The following is a 13,498-nucleotide window of genomic DNA, read 5'->3' as shown; positions in this document are numbered from 1 at the left end:
CTACCGCCGGCCGCGAGCGCACCCGCCCGCCCGAACGCGTAGCGTGGCCGCATGCGCGACTACGGACGACCGATCGAATTCGGCACCTTCATCACGCCCTCGGCGCTCGACCCCGAACGCACCGTGGCGCTCGCCGTCGCGAGCGAGGAGGCGGGCCTCGAGTTCGTGACGTTCCAGGACCACCCCTACCAGCCGCGCTTCCTCGACGCGTGGACGCTCATGAGCTGGGTCGGCGCGCGCACGAGCCGCATCCGCATCTCGGCGAACGTGCACAACCTGCTGTTGCGGCCGCCCGCCGTGCTCGCCCGCGCGGCGGCATCCCTCGACCTGCTGACCGCCGGGCGGGTGGTGCTCGGCCTCGGCGCGGGCGGCTTCCCGCAGGCGGCCGAGGCGATGGGCGCGCCGGTGCGCACCCCCGCCGAATCGGGCGACGCGCTCGCCGAGGCGGTCACGGTCATCCGGGAACTGCTCGACACGGATGCCTCGGGCGGGGTGTTCCTCGACCACGAGCACCATCCCGTCCGCGGGGCCAAGCGCGGCCCCGCTCCCATGCAGCGGCCGATCCCCATCTGGCTCGGCGTGCTGAAGCCCAGGGGCCTCCGGCTCGTTGGTCGCGCGGCCGACGGGTGGCTCCCGTCGCTCGCCCGCCTCGACGGCGGTGCGGCCGCGCTCGAGGCGGGGCACTCGGCGATCGACGCCGCGGCGCGGGCCGCCGGGCGCGAGCCACGCGACATCCGGCGCCTGCTGAACGTCGGACCGGATGCCGCCAGGCCCGACGTGCTCGCCGACCTCGCCACGCGTCATGGCGTCGACACGTTCATCGTCACCGGCGACGATGCGTCGCTCATCGCGGAGCTCGGCACGCGGATCGGTCCGGAGACCCGCGCGCTCGTCGCCGCCCGGCGAGCCGGGTAGGCCCCGGCGCTGGCGTTCCCGACGCGACGGGTCCACGATGGATGGACGACGCAGATCCGCACCGGAGCGGGAGGCCACATGAACTCGGCAGCAACCCCCACGCACCGGACCGTCGCCCTCGTGGGCGGCACGGGTTCGGGCAAGACCACCCTGGCCGAGGCGCTGCTGCATCGCGCCGGCGCCATCTCGAGAATCGGCAGCGTGGAGCAGGGGTCCACCGTGTGCGATCACGAGCCCGAGGAGATCGCGCGCGGCACGACCCTCGGACTCTCGCTCGCCTACCTGGACTGGACGGATGCCGACGGCACCGGACATGCGGTCACCCTCGCCGACACCCCGGGGCATCCGGATTTCGTCGGCGGCGTCGACACGGCGCTGTCGGTGGCGGATGTCGCGCTCGTCGTCGTGAGCGCGGTCGACGGCGTCACCGCCGGCACGCGGTTCGTCTGGTCGGCCGCGGAGGCGGCGGGGGTGCCGCGCATCGTCGTGGTGACCCAGGAGGACAAGGCCCGCGCCGACTTCCGGCGGGTGCTGGCCGAACTGCGGGCGGCGTTCGGCGAGCACCTGTGGCCGCTCGAGCTGCCGCTCGGCGAGGAGCAGGCGTTCCACGGGGTCGCCGACGTGTTGAGCGAGCAGGCGCTCGAGTACGACGAGTCGGGACGCCATCACGAGGCGCCGCTGCCGGCCGAGGCCGAGGCCGAGGAGCACCGCATGCACGTCGACGTGACCGAGGAGATCGTCTCGCACGACGACGAGCAGCTCGAGGCCTACCTCGAGGGGAACGAGCCGCCCGCCCGCGACCTCGAGCGCACGTTCGCCCGGGAGGTGGCGTCGGGCGAGGCCGTGCCCGTGGTCGTGTGCTCGGGCCTGACCGGCACCGGCGTCGATCGCGTGGCCGACCTGCTGTGCGCGCTGGCGCCGTCGGCGCTCGACCACGACGGGCGGATCGTCGTGGGAGAGGGCGACGCGGGCACCGAGGTCGCGGTCGCGCCGAACCCCGACGGCGAGGTGCTCGTGCACGTGTTCCGCACGGTGGCCGACCCGTTCGTCGGGCAGGTGTCCATGCTCAAGGTGCTCTCGGGCGTGCTGCGGCCGAGCGATCGGCTGCGCAACGCCACCACGGGCGTCGACGAGCGCATCCACGGACTCTTCCGGCTCCGCGGCGCCGAGCACCTGCCGGCCGACGCGCTGCGGGCGGGCGAGGTGGGCGCGGTCGCGAAGCTCACCGGGTCGCCGACGGGCTCCCTGCTCTGGTCGCGCACCAACGGCAGCGCGCGGCCTGCGGCGCGGCCACGGCGGGCGCCGGTGTTCGCGGTGAGCCTCGAACCCGCATCGCAGGCCGACGACGAGAAGCTCTCGGGTGCGCTCGCCCGGCTCGTCGCCGAGGACCCGACCCTCGTGATCGATCGAGCCGGCGGCGCGACCGTGCTGCGCGGCCTCGGCGACACGCACCTCGACGTCGCCGTCGAGCGCCTCGCGCGGGTCTTCGGCGTGCACGTGAACACGGGACCGGCGCCCGTCGCCTACCGCGAGACCATCGCGGGATCGGCCGAGGCCGAGGGCAAGCTCAAGAAGCAGTCGGGCGGGCACGGCCAGTTCGCCGTCGTGCAGCTGCGGCTCTCGCCGCTGCCGCCGGGCCAGGGGTTCGAGTTCGTCGACAAGGTGGTGGGCGGCGCCGTGCCGCGCACGTACATCCCCGCGGTCGAGAAGGGGGCGCGCGACGCGCTCGCCACCGGCGGGCCGCAGGGGCATCCCGTGGTCGACGTGCGGGTGGAGCTCTACGACGGCAAGGCGCACTCGGTGGACTCGTCGGAGATGGCCTTCCGCACGGCCGCGTCGATGGGCGTCAAGGCCGCGCTCGTCGAGGCGGGCACGGTGCTGCTGGAGCCCGTGTCGACCGTGACCGTCACGGTGCCTTCCGACCTGCAGGGCACGGTGCTCACCGACCTGTCAGGTCGTCGGGGTCGCGTGAGCGCGACGGAGGCGGCGGATGACGGCCGGGCCCGGGTGGTGGCGAGCGTGCCCGACGCTGAGCTCGCCCGGTACGTGCTCGACCTGCGGTCGATGACGGGTGGACAGGCCGAGCTCGTGATCACGCCCGACCGCTACGCGAAGGCGCCCAGCTCGGTCAGGGCATGACGCACGGCTGACGCAGTGCTGGAACTGAGGACATCCGGCCGTCTGAGGAACGCTCGCCGCTCGGAGGCGACCTCGGTTGCGGGAATCTCCTCAGATCCCGGCACCGCCGGCCCGAGACCGCTGCAGGGCGGCCGGCGGTCAGTACCCGCCCGCCGCGAGGTGCGTCGCCGCCGAGGCGAGCGCGTCGGCGACCTCCTCGGTGCCCTCGCGCAGCACGCCGACCGTGACCCGCACGAAGTCGGCTCGGCCACGCGCATCCGTCGTCTCGGAGGCCGCGAGGAACGGGGTGCCAGCGGCGACCCGGATGCCGGCCGCCGCGAGTTGCACGAGCGCCGAGCGCTCGCTGAGCACCGGCATCCACAGGTTGATGCCGTCGGCCGGGGCGACCGCGACGCCGCGGGCGCGCAGCGCGTCGCCGAGCGCACGCTGCCTGGTGTAGTACTGGCGTCGCGCCTCGGCGACCGCGTCGATCGACGAACCCTCGGTCAGCAGGTCGAGCAGGATCGTCTGCACCATGCGCGAGGTCCAGCCGGGGCCGAGCATGCGGCGCGCGGCGATGCGCTCCATGAGCTCGGCGGGTCCGCCGAGGGCGGCGATGCGCAGGTCGGGGCCGTGCGACTTCGAGAAGCTGCGCACGTGCACCACGCGGTCGGGAATCGACGTGCCGAGCGTCACGTCGCCCTCGGTGGAGATGAGCCCCGAATGGTCGTCCTCGATGACGACGAGGTCGTCGACGTCGCGGGCGGAGCGGATGACGCGAGCGAGCTCGTCGGCCCGCTCGGGCGTCATCGACGCTCCGGTGGGATTCTGCGCGCGCGGCTGCAGGAGCACCGCGACCGGACGGCGCTGGAGCGCCCGCGCGAGCGCCTCGGGCAGCATGCCGTGCTCGTCGAGGCGCACCGGCACGGCCTCGGCGCCGAGCATGTCGAGCAGGTCGAGGAACGGGGGGAAGCCCGGACTCTCGACCACCACGCGGTCGCCGAACCGCACCAGCTGCTCGAGCGTGCGGGAGATCGCGTCGAGTGCGCCGTCGACGACCATGATCGACCCGGCCTGGGACGGCCACGAGCGCGCGAGCACGGCCGCGAGCGGCGGGATCACGGGCACGTCCTGGTAGCTGCCGGTCTCGGCGCGCGCGGAGACCCGCGAGAGCGCCGGGCCGAGCGCGGGCAGGAGGAGCGGGTCGGGCGTGCCGCGCGAGAGGTCGAGGCGGACGGGGTCGTTCGGTGCGGCCATGCCGCGCATGCGCGGCGCGAGCCGGCCCGGGGAGGTCGGCCGCACGAAGCTCCCGGCGCGACCGCGCGATTCGATGAGGCCGGCGCGGGAGAGCGCCTGCCACGCCTGGCTCACGGTCGCGGGGCTCACCCCGAGGCTGCCGGCGAGGTCGCGCACGGTGGGCAGGCGGTCGCCGCCGGCGAGCTCGCCGGTGTTCACGAGACGTGCGATGACCCCGGCGATGCCGCGTGGACTCGTGTCGGGGAAGTCGGCGAGCGCGGTGAGCGTGGAGACGTCGGCGGGAACAGGTTTCACATGAATACCTGACATGACCATTGCCTCCTCACGAAGCAGGCGACAGGATAAGTAACCACAGCGTCACAGAGTGAAACAAAAGAGAAATGTTCACGCCGAACAATAACAGAACGGGTCGCAAGCTCGTTCGGCGGTTCCCCCGGGAGCAGCCACTCGGCATTTCCCTCTCGGCGCCAACGCAACGCCCGGTGAGTCCCTGACACCAGCTCCACGCCAGGCACCACCGAGCGGACGGCAACGGCGCCGACCGACTCAGGAGGCAATATGACGATCGTCAGAGCGGCCATCACGCAGACGACCTGGACCGGCGACAAGGAGTCCATGCTCGACAAGCACGAGCAGTTCGCCCGCCAAGCGAAGGAGCAGGGCGCCCAGGTCATCTGCTTCCAGGAGCTCTTCTACGGTCCGTACTTCGGCATCACCGAGGACGTGAAGTACTACGACTACGCGGAGCCCGCCGACGGCCCCGTCGTGCAGCGCTTCGCCGCGCTCGCGAAGGAGCTCGGCATGGTGATGGTGCTGCCCATCTACGAGGAGGAGCAGCCGGGCGTCTACTACAACACCGCGGTCGTCGTCGACGCCGACGGCACGATCCTCGGTTCGTACCGAAAGCACCACATCCCGAACCTCGACAAGTTCTGGGAGAAGTTCTACTTCCGCCCCGGCAACCTCGGCTACCCCGTCTTCCAGACCGCGGTCGGTCCGATCGGCGTCTACATCTGCTACGACCGGCACTTCCCCGAGGGCTGGCGCGAACTCGGCCTCAACGGGGCGCAGATCGTCTTCAACCCGAACGCCACCAAGCCCGGCCTGTCGAACCGCCTGTGGGAGATCGAGCAGCCCGCCGCGGCCGCCGCGAACGGCTACTTCATCGGCGCCGCGAACCGCGTCGGCCTCGAAGACAACGAGTACGGCGACCTCGCGGTGAACTTCTACGGCAAGAGCCAGTTCGTCGACCCGCAGGGCAACATCGTCGGCGACTACGGCTCGGAGACCGAGGAGGAGGTCGTGGTGCGCGACCTCGACATGGACATGATCCGGCAGGTGCGCAACGCCTGGCAGTTCTACCGCGACCGCCGGCCCGAGTCGTACACCTCCATCCCCAAGCCGTAGCCCGTCGACAAGCTCAGGGAGCGAACAACCATGACGACCACCCTCATCACCGGCGGCACCGTCGTCTCGGCCACGGGTCGCGCCGCCGCCGACGTCCTCGTCGACGGCGAGACCATCCGGGCCGTGCTGGAGCCCGGCAGCACCCTGCTGGGCACGGATGTCGCGGCATCCGTCGACCGGGTCATCGATGCCACCGGCAAGTACGTCATCCCCGGCGGCATCGACGCGCACACGCACATGCAGTTGCCGTTCGGCGGCACCGAGGCATCCGACACCTTCGAATCGGGCACCAGGGCCGCCGCGCACGGCGGCACGACCTCGATCATCGACTTCGCCGTGCAGACCTACGGGCAGCGCATCGAAGACGGGCTCGCGGCCTGGCACGAGAAGGCCGACGGCAACTGCGCGATCGACTACGGGTTCCACCAGATCGTCGGCGACGTCAACGACGCCTCGCTCGAGGCCATGCGGCGGCTGCCCGACGAGGGCATCACGAGCTTCAAGATGTTCATGGCCTACCCGGGCGTCTTCTACTCGGATGACGCGCAGATCCTCAGGGCCATGCAGGTGTCGCGCGACACCGGGCTGCTCACGATGATGCACGCCGAGAACGGCCCGGCCATCGACGTGCTCGCGGCCCAGCTCGTGGAGCAGGGCAAGACCGACCCGTACTACCACGGCATCGCCCGCGCCTGGGAGATGGAGGAGGAGGCCACGCACCGGGCGATCATGCTCGCGAAGCTCACCGGCGCGCCCCTCTACGTCGTGCACGTGTCGGCGAAGCAGGCCGTCGAGCAGCTCGCGTGGGCGCGCGACAAGGGCCAGAACGTGTTCGGCGAGACGTGCCCGCAGTACCTGTACCTGTCGCTCGAAGACCAGCTCGGGGCATCCAGTGACGAATGGGGGGCCTTCGAGGGTGCCAAGTGGGTGTGCTCGACGCCGCTGCGCAGCCGCGCCGAGGGCCACCAGGACTCGATGTGGCAGGCGCTGCGCACGAACGACCTGCAGATGGTCTCGACCGACCACTGCCCGTTCTGCATGAAGGACCAGAAGGAACTCGGGCTCGGCGACTTCCGGAAGATCCCGAACGGCATCGGTTCGATCGAGCACCGCATGGACCTCATGTACCAGGGGGTCGTCACCGGCGAGATCACGCTCGAGCGGTGGGTGGAGCTCACCAGCACCACGCCGGCGCGCATGTTCGGCCTGTACGGGAGGAAGGGCGTCATCCAGCCGGGTGCCGACGCCGACATCGTCGTCTACGACCCGAACGGTCACACGTCGATCGGCTACGAGAAGACCCACCACATGAACATGGACCACTCCGCATGGGAGGGCTTCGAGATCGACGGCCACGTCGACACGGTCATGAGCCGCGGCAGGGTCATCGTCGACGGCGACGAGTACCTGGGCGCCAAGGGCGACGGCCGGTACCTCAAGCGCGGCCTGAGCCAGTACCTGATCTAGGGAGCAGCATGGAATTCGGAGCGGTCCTGCAGACCAACCCCCCGGCGTCGCGTACCGTGCAGCTCGCGAAGCTCGCCGAGGTGCACGGGTTCAGCCACGTGTGGACGTTCGACTCGCACATCCTGTGGCAGGAGCCCTACGTCATCTACAGCCAGATCCTCGCGCAGACGCAGCGCATCAAGGTCGGCCCGTTCGTCACCAACCCGGCGACGCGCGACTGGACCGTCACGGCCTCGGTCTTCGCGACGCTCAACGAGATGTTCGGCAACCGCACCGTGTGCGGCATCGGACGCGGTGACTCGGCCGTGCGCGTCGCCAACGGCAAGCCGACGACGATCGCGGAGCTTCGCGAGTCGATCCACGTCATCCGCGAGCTCGGCAACTCGCGGGCGGTCGACTACCACGGCTCGAAGATCCGGTTCCCCTGGAGCCGCGGCTCCGAGCTCGAGGTCTGGGTCGCCGCCTACGGCCCCATGGCGCTGAAGCTCGCGGGCGAGGTCGGCGACGGGTTCATCCTGCAGTTGGCCGACATCGACATCGCCTCGTGGATGATCCAGACGGTGCGACGGGCCGCGGAGGACGCCGGCCGCGACCCCGCCGACGTCAAGTTCTGCGTCGCCGCGCCGATGTACATCGGCGACGACTGGGAGCACATGCGCGATCAGTGCCGGTGGTTCGGCGGCATGGTCGGCAACCACGTCGCCGACATCGTCGCGAAGTACGGCAAGGCCGGCGAGGTGCCGACGGCGCTCACCGAGTACATCGAGGGACGCGAGAGCTACGACTACAACCAGCACGGTCGCGCCGGCAACGTGCACACCGAGTTCGTACCCGACGAGATCGTCGAGCGGTTCTGCGTGCTCGGTTCGGCGCAGGAGCACATCGAGAAGCTCGAGCAGCTGAAGGCCCTCGGCGTCGACCAGTTCGCGGGCTACCTCCAGCACGACCTCAAGGAGGAGACGCTGCGGGTCTACGGCGAGACCGTCATTCCCGCACTCACCGAGCATCTCCGGGCGAAGGCGTGACGGAGACCGGCGTGCGCGAGCAGACGGAGACCGCAGTGACGGATGCGCCGGATGTCGCGATGAGGGATGCCTCGGCGCCCGCCCGCGACACCCGTCCGCCCCGTCGCGCCCGCGGCGGCCGGCGCCTCGCCACCTGGCTCTGGGGCCTCGCGGGCATCGTCGCCATCGCGCTCATCTGGGAGGTGTACAAGCTGCTCGGACCGGCCGACGGGGTCGTGATCGGCGGTGCCCGGGTGCTGCCGCGCACGACCGATCTCGCGATGCCGCACGTGTGGGACATGGCCGGGCGCCTGGCCGAGCCGGTGACGCGCTCGGCGTCGGCGCAACCGCTGTGGCTCGTGATCGTGCTCGCCGCGCTCACCACGCTCGGGATCGCGGCGGCCGGATGGCTCGTGGGGCTCGTCGTGGGCGTGGGACTCGCGCTCGTGATGCAGCGCTGGCGCATCGCCGAGTGGGGCCTGCTGCCCTGGATCGTGCTCAGCCAGACCGTGCCCCTCATCGCCTTCGCGCCGGTGGTGAAGAGCTGGGGATCGCGCGTGGAGATCGGCGCGTTCGAGTGGCAGGACTGGATGTCGGTCGCCCTGATCGCGAGCTACCTCGCGTTCTTCCCCATCGCGGTGGGCGCGCTCAAGGGCCTGCAGTCTCCCGACGTGATCCACGAGGAGCTCATGCAGACCTATGCGGCGGGCTACTGGCAGACGCTCGTGAAGCTGCGGTTCCCCGCCGCCGTCCCCTACCTGCTTCCGGCCCTCCGGCTGGGAGCCGCGAACGCCGTGGTCGGCGCCGTCGTCGCCGAGGTGTCGACGGGCCTGCAGGGCGGCATCGGTCGCATCCTCATCCAGTTCGCCGGGCAGGCCTCCGGCGACCCGGCGAAGGCCTGGGGGCCGATCTTCGGGGCCGTCGTGCTCGGACTCGTGGCCGCCGGCTCGGTCGCGCTGCTCGGCGTGATCCTCAAGAACTACCGACGAACGGAGGAGGCCGCATGAGCGAGCCCCAGGACGCAAGCGGGTCTCGACAGGATCGACCCACGCAGACGACGCCCGCGGTCGAGGTGCACGGGGTCGACAAGGTGTTCGAGACCCGATCCGGCCACGTGCAGGCGCTCGAGTCGATCGACCTCACGGTCGCGGCCGGCGAGTTCGTCTCGCTCATCGGACCGAGCGGATGCGGCAAGTCGACGCTCATGCGGCTCGTCGCCGACCTCGACGAGCCCACGGCGGGCGACCTCGCCGTGTTCGGCAAGTCGGCGCGGCAGGCGCGACTCGACCAGGAGTACGGCATCGCGTTCCAGCAGGCCGGGCTCCTGCCCTGGCGCACGGTCGCGGGAAACGTCGCCCTCCCGCTCGAACTGCACGGCGTGGCATCCGCCGCCCGCGCCTCGCGCGTCGCGGAGCTCCTCGACATGGTGGGCCTCGCCGACTTCGCCGACCGTCACCCCGACCAACTCTCGGGCGGCATGCAGCAGCGCGTCGCCATCGCCCGCGCGCTCGCCGAGCAGCCGCGACTGCTCCTCATGGACGAGCCGTTCGGCGCGCTCGACGAGATGACGCGCGAGAAGATGCAGACCGAGCTCGTGCGCATCTCCGCCGAGACCGGCGCCGCCGTGGTGTTCGTCACCCACTCGATCCCCGAGGCGGTGTTCCTGTCGGACCGGGTCGTCGTGATGTCGCCGCGACCCGGGCGGATCCGCGAGATCGTGCCGATGCGCCTCGGCGCCGAGGCCGAACGCGCCGAACGCACCGAGGAGCTTCGCGAGGAGCGCGCGTTCTTCGACATGGTGACGGCCGTGCGCGAAGCCCTGCACGGCGGCTCGCCCGTCGGCGCGGGCGCGCGCGGAGTGGAGACGCGCTGATGTCCGCCGGCGCCGTCACCGCCGCGACCGCCGCCGGGCGGCCGAAGGGCATGAGTCCACGCACCGAGACGACGCTGCGCATCGTCGCACCGGTGGCCGTGGGGATCATCGTGCTCGGCATCTGGCAGTTCCTCGTGAGCGTGGTCGGCGTCTCGGACTACCTGCTGCCCAGCCCGGCCTCCATCATCGAGGAGTTCATCGCCTCCTGGGACTCCATCGTGCAGGCCACCCTGATCACCGGCACCAACGCCCTCATCGGCCTCGTGCTCGGCTCGATCCTCGGCATCCTGCTCGCCGCGCTCGCGGCGCGCTGGCGCGCGGTCGACCGCATGAGCGCCCCGGTCGTGGCGATGCTCGCCGTGGTGCCGATCGTCGCGCTGGCGCCCGTGCTGAACTCCATGTTCGGCGCCGACAGCCAGTTCGGGCGGCAGGCGATCGCGACGCTCGCGTCCTTCGTCCCCGTCTTCCTCAACACGCTCCGCGGCTTCCGGCAGACGGCGCCGGTGCACCGCGACCTGATGAAGGCGTACGCCGCCTCATCGGGGCAGGTGCTGCGCACGCTCACGCTGCCGACCGCCCGGCCGTTCATCCTCACGGGCATCCGGATCGCGTCGTCGCTCGCCGTGATCTCGGCACTCGTCGCCGAGTACTTCGGCGGCCCGCGCGGCGGCCTCGGCTCGCTCATCTCGACATCGGCCGCGTCGAGCCAGTACGCCCGCGCATGGGCCTACGTCGTGGCATCCATCGCCCTCGGCCTGCTCTTCTACCTCGCGACGCTCGCCCTCGAGCGCCTGCTGCTACGCCACGCGCCCCAGGTGCGACGACGCCCCTGACGCCGAAGCCACCGCGGCCCCCGAGCCGCGGCGGAACAGAGCACGACACGCACCGAGAACTCGAAAGGACTGACATGAACCACAGCAGACGTCGCCTCGCGACGGTCGGCGGGCTCGCCCTCGCGGCGACGCTCGCATTCACCGCATGTTCGGCATCCGGCGACGGGTCGGGGGACACGAACGGCGCCGAGGGCGAGCTCACGCCCGTGAAGCTCCAGCTCCAGTGGCTTCCGCAGGGCCAGTTCGCCGGGTACTTCGCGGCCCAGGAACTCGGCTACTTCGAGGAGGAGGGCCTGGACGTCGAGATCATCCCCTCCGGCGGCGACATCGTGCCGCAGGACGCGCTCGCCAACGGCGACGTGGACTACGCGATCGCGTGGGTGCCGAAGGTGCTCGGCTCGATCGAGCAGGGCGCGAACCTCACCGACATCGCCCAGATCTTCCAGCGCTCGGGCACCCTGCAGGTGTCGTGGGCCGACTCGGGCATCGACTCGGTCGCCGACTTCGAGGGCAAGAAGATCGGCTCCTGGGGCTTCGGCAACGAGTGGGAGATCTTCGCCGCCATGGCCGAAGAGGGCCTCGACTCGACCACCGTGCAGATCATCACGCAGGACTTCAACATGAACGCCTTCCTGCAGGGCGACATCGACGCGGCCCAGGCGATGACCTACAACGAGTACGCGCAGCTGCTCGAGAGCGCGAACCCCGACACGGGCGAGCTCTACCAGCCCGAGGACTTCAACGTCATCAGCTACGAGGACACCGCGGGCGCCATGCTCCAGGACGCGATCTGGGCCGACACCGAGCGGCTCGAGACCGACGAGGAGTACCAGGAGACCACGGTGGCGTTCCTGAAGGCCGTCATCAAGGGGTGGATCTACGCCGCCGAGAACCCCGAGGAGGCGTCGGAGATCACCATCGCCGCCGGCTCCGGCTGGGGTCCGAGCCACGAGCTCTGGATGGTGAACGAGACCAACAAGCTCATCTGGCCCTCGCCCGACGGCATCGGCATCATCGACGAGGCCGCCTGGGACAAGACCGTGGCGGGCGCGCTCGCCGCGGTCAACGAGTCCGGCGCCCGCCTCATCACCGAGGAGCCGCCCGCGACCGCGTGGTCGAACGAATGGATCCAGCAGGCGCTCGACGAGCTCGAGGGCGAAGGCCTCGACCTCACCGGCGAGGGCTTCGAGCCCATCGACGTCACCCTCGAGGAGGGCGGCAACTAGCGAACGGATGCCGCGTGGCCGGTGCATCCCGCCGGCCGCGCGGCACCCCATCCGAACGAAAGGCACGCCATGACCGAGAACCTCGCCGAGGACCTCGACGCGCTCGCGCGCGAGCTCGACGCCGACCACGTCTTCCATTCGTGGTCGGCCCAGTCGCAGCGCTCGAACCTCGTGGTCGCGAGCGGGCGCGGAACCCGCGTCTGGGACCACGCCGGCCGCGAATACCTCGACTTCTCGAGCCAACTCGTGAACGTCAACATCGGCCACCAGCATCCGGCCGTCGTGCAGGCGATCCGCGAGCAGGCCGAGCTCCTCACGACCATCGCGCCCTCGACCGTGAACCTCGCTCGCGGTGAGGCGGCGAAGCGGATCGTGGGTCACGCGCCACCGGGGTTCCACAAGGTGTTCTTCACGAACGGCGGCGCCGACGCGATCGAGAACGCGATCAGGATGGCACGGCTGCACTCCGGTCGCGACAAGATCCTCTCGACGTACCGCTCGTATCACGGCAACACGGGTGCGGCGATCGTGGCGACGGGCGACTGGCGCCGCATTCCGAACGAGTTCGCGCGCTCGCACGTGCACTTCTTCGGCCCCTACCTCTACCGGTCCGAGTTCTGGGCCACCACGCCCGAGGAGGAGTCGGAGCGGGCGCTGCAGCACCTGCGACACGTCATCGAGTTCGAGGGGCCGTCGTCGATCGCGGCGATCCTGCTCGAGAGCATCCCGGGCACCGCCGGCATCCTCCTGCCGCCCCCCGGCTACCTCGCCGGCGTGCGCGAGCTCGCCGACCGGCACGGCATCCTGCTCATCCTCGACGAGGTGATGGCGGGCTTCGGCCGTACCGGTCGCTGGTTCGCGTTCGACGGGTACGACGTGCGTCCCGACCTCATCACGTTCGCGAAGGGCGTGAACTCGGGATACATCCCGGTGGGCGGCGTCATCATCTCCGACCCCATCGCGGCGACGTTCGACGACCGGGTGTTCCCGGGCGGGCTCACGTACTCGGGGCATCCGCTCGCGATGGCCTCGATCGTCGCCGCGCTCGACGCGATGGCGTCCGAGGGCATCGTCGACAACGCCCGCGACGTGGGCGCCACGGCGATCGGGCCGGGACTCGCCGACCTCGCCGAGCGCCACGCCGTGATCGGCGAGGTGCGCGGCGAGGGCGTGTTCTGGGCGATGGAACTCGTCGCCGACCGGGAGACGCGCGAGCCGCTGCCGGCCGCGGCGATGGGCCGGCTCAAGTCCGCGCTCGTCGCTCGCGGCCTGCTGCCGTTCGTCGCCGACAACCGCATCCACGTGGTGCCGCCGTGCGTGGTCACCGCAGAAGAGGTCGCCGAGGCCATGGCGATCTACGATGAAGTACTGGGCACCGCACTCGAAGGAGAGGGCTGA

The 13,498-nt window shown here is 71.0% G+C and carries 11 protein-coding genes; 10 read left to right on the top strand and 1 reads right to left on the bottom strand.

All coding sequences use genetic code 11. The features are described 5' to 3' along the window. Nucleotides 1–51 precede the first annotated feature (51 nt). Together EZM51_RS07280 and EZM51_RS07275 are read left to right on the top strand one after the other, a co-directional pair. Entirely contained in the window at nt 52–915 is an 864-nt protein-coding gene (locus EZM51_RS07280; protein ID WP_136707581.1) for an LLM class flavin-dependent oxidoreductase, read from the top strand. A gap of 78 nt (nt 916–993) precedes the next feature. Further along, the gene (locus EZM51_RS07275; protein ID WP_136707580.1) at nt 994–3,054 is read left to right on the top strand and encodes an elongation factor G; all 2,061 of its coding nucleotides are present in this window, start codon (nt 994–996) and stop codon (nt 3,052–3,054) included. Nucleotides 3,055–3,192: 138 nt separating this feature from the next. On the opposite strand, the gene EZM51_RS07270 is transcribed toward EZM51_RS07275, so the two are convergent. Further along, entirely contained in the window at nt 3,193–4,599 is a 1,407-nt protein-coding gene (locus EZM51_RS07270) for an aminotransferase class I/II-fold pyridoxal phosphate-dependent enzyme (RefSeq protein ID WP_136707579.1), read from the bottom strand. 249 nt (nt 4,600–4,848) lie between these two features. On the opposite strand from EZM51_RS07270, the gene EZM51_RS07265 reads away from it, so the two are divergent. The 8 genes from EZM51_RS07265 (at nt 4,849) to EZM51_RS07230 (ending at nt 13,498) form a co-directional block, all read left to right on the top strand. Continuing rightward, on the top strand, nt 4,849–5,697 hold the full coding sequence (locus tag EZM51_RS07265; RefSeq protein WP_136707578.1) for a nitrilase-related carbon-nitrogen hydrolase: 849 nt from the start codon (nt 4,849–4,851) through the stop codon (nt 5,695–5,697). A gap of 30 nt (nt 5,698–5,727) precedes the next feature. After that, entirely contained in the window at nt 5,728–7,164 is a 1,437-nt protein-coding gene (gene hydA, locus EZM51_RS07260) for a dihydropyrimidinase (RefSeq protein WP_136707577.1), read from the top strand. Nucleotides 7,165–7,172: 8 nt separating this feature from the next. Beyond that, on the top strand, nt 7,173–8,189 hold the full coding sequence (locus EZM51_RS07255) for a TIGR03842 family LLM class F420-dependent oxidoreductase (RefSeq protein ID WP_136707576.1): 1,017 nt from the start codon (nt 7,173–7,175) through the stop codon (nt 8,187–8,189). Nucleotides 8,190–8,200: 11 nt separating this feature from the next. Next, nucleotides 8,201–9,175 (top strand): ABC transporter permease subunit, encoded by a 975-nt coding sequence (locus EZM51_RS07250; protein ID WP_248305507.1) that lies wholly within the window; start codon nt 8,201–8,203, stop codon nt 9,173–9,175. Further along, nucleotides 9,172–10,041, top strand: a complete 870-nt coding sequence (locus tag EZM51_RS07245) for an ABC transporter ATP-binding protein (protein ID WP_136707575.1) — start codon at nt 9,172–9,174, stop codon at nt 10,039–10,041. The genes EZM51_RS07250 and EZM51_RS07245 overlap by 4 nt, the downstream gene beginning before the upstream one ends. Next, the gene (locus EZM51_RS07240; protein WP_136707574.1) at nt 10,041–10,874 is read left to right on the top strand and encodes an ABC transporter permease; all 834 of its coding nucleotides are present in this window, start codon (nt 10,041–10,043) and stop codon (nt 10,872–10,874) included. The genes EZM51_RS07245 and EZM51_RS07240 overlap by 1 nt, the downstream gene beginning before the upstream one ends. Before the next feature lie 74 nt (nt 10,875–10,948). Next, nucleotides 10,949–12,100: an ABC transporter substrate-binding protein gene (locus EZM51_RS07235; RefSeq protein ID WP_136707573.1), complete on the top strand. Its 1,152-nt coding sequence runs from the start codon at nt 10,949–10,951 to the stop codon at nt 12,098–12,100. A gap of 69 nt (nt 12,101–12,169) precedes the next feature. Next, nucleotides 12,170–13,498 carry an aspartate aminotransferase family protein gene (locus tag EZM51_RS07230; RefSeq protein ID WP_136707572.1) on the top strand — a complete coding sequence of 443 codons (1,329 nt, stop codon included), beginning with the start codon at nt 12,170–12,172 and terminating at the stop codon, nt 13,496–13,498.

The sequence above is a fragment of the Agromyces sp. H66 genome (assembly GCF_004959775.1).
Lineage (GTDB): Bacteria > Actinomycetota > Actinomycetes > Actinomycetales > Microbacteriaceae > Agromyces.
The sequence above is the reverse complement of the archived record's forward strand: the minus strand, read 5'-3'. Positions and strand labels throughout refer to the sequence as shown.

Coding starts and splice junctions, on each gene's coding strand:
- EZM51_RS07280 (WP_136707581.1), top strand. CDS start 52: ATGCGCGACTACGGACGACCGATCGAATTCGGCACCTTCATCACGCCC.
- EZM51_RS07235 (WP_136707573.1), top strand. CDS start 10,949: ATGAACCACAGCAGACGTCGCCTCGCGACGGTCGGCGGGCTCGCCCTC.
- EZM51_RS07240 (WP_136707574.1), top strand. CDS start 10,041: ATGTCCGCCGGCGCCGTCACCGCCGCGACCGCCGCCGGGCGGCCGAAG.
- EZM51_RS07265 (WP_136707578.1), top strand. CDS start 4,849: ATGACGATCGTCAGAGCGGCCATCACGCAGACGACCTGGACCGGCGAC.
- EZM51_RS07245 (WP_136707575.1), top strand. CDS start 9,172: ATGAGCGAGCCCCAGGACGCAAGCGGGTCTCGACAGGATCGACCCACG.
- hydA (WP_136707577.1), top strand. CDS start 5,728: ATGACGACCACCCTCATCACCGGCGGCACCGTCGTCTCGGCCACGGGT.
- EZM51_RS07255 (WP_136707576.1), top strand. CDS start 7,173: ATGGAATTCGGAGCGGTCCTGCAGACCAACCCCCCGGCGTCGCGTACC.
- EZM51_RS07230 (WP_136707572.1), top strand. CDS start 12,170: ATGACCGAGAACCTCGCCGAGGACCTCGACGCGCTCGCGCGCGAGCTC.
- EZM51_RS07275 (WP_136707580.1), top strand. CDS start 994: ATGAACTCGGCAGCAACCCCCACGCACCGGACCGTCGCCCTCGTGGGC.
- EZM51_RS07270 (WP_136707579.1), bottom strand. CDS start 4,599: ATGTCAGGTATTCATGTGAAACCTGTTCCCGCCGACGTCTCCACGCTC.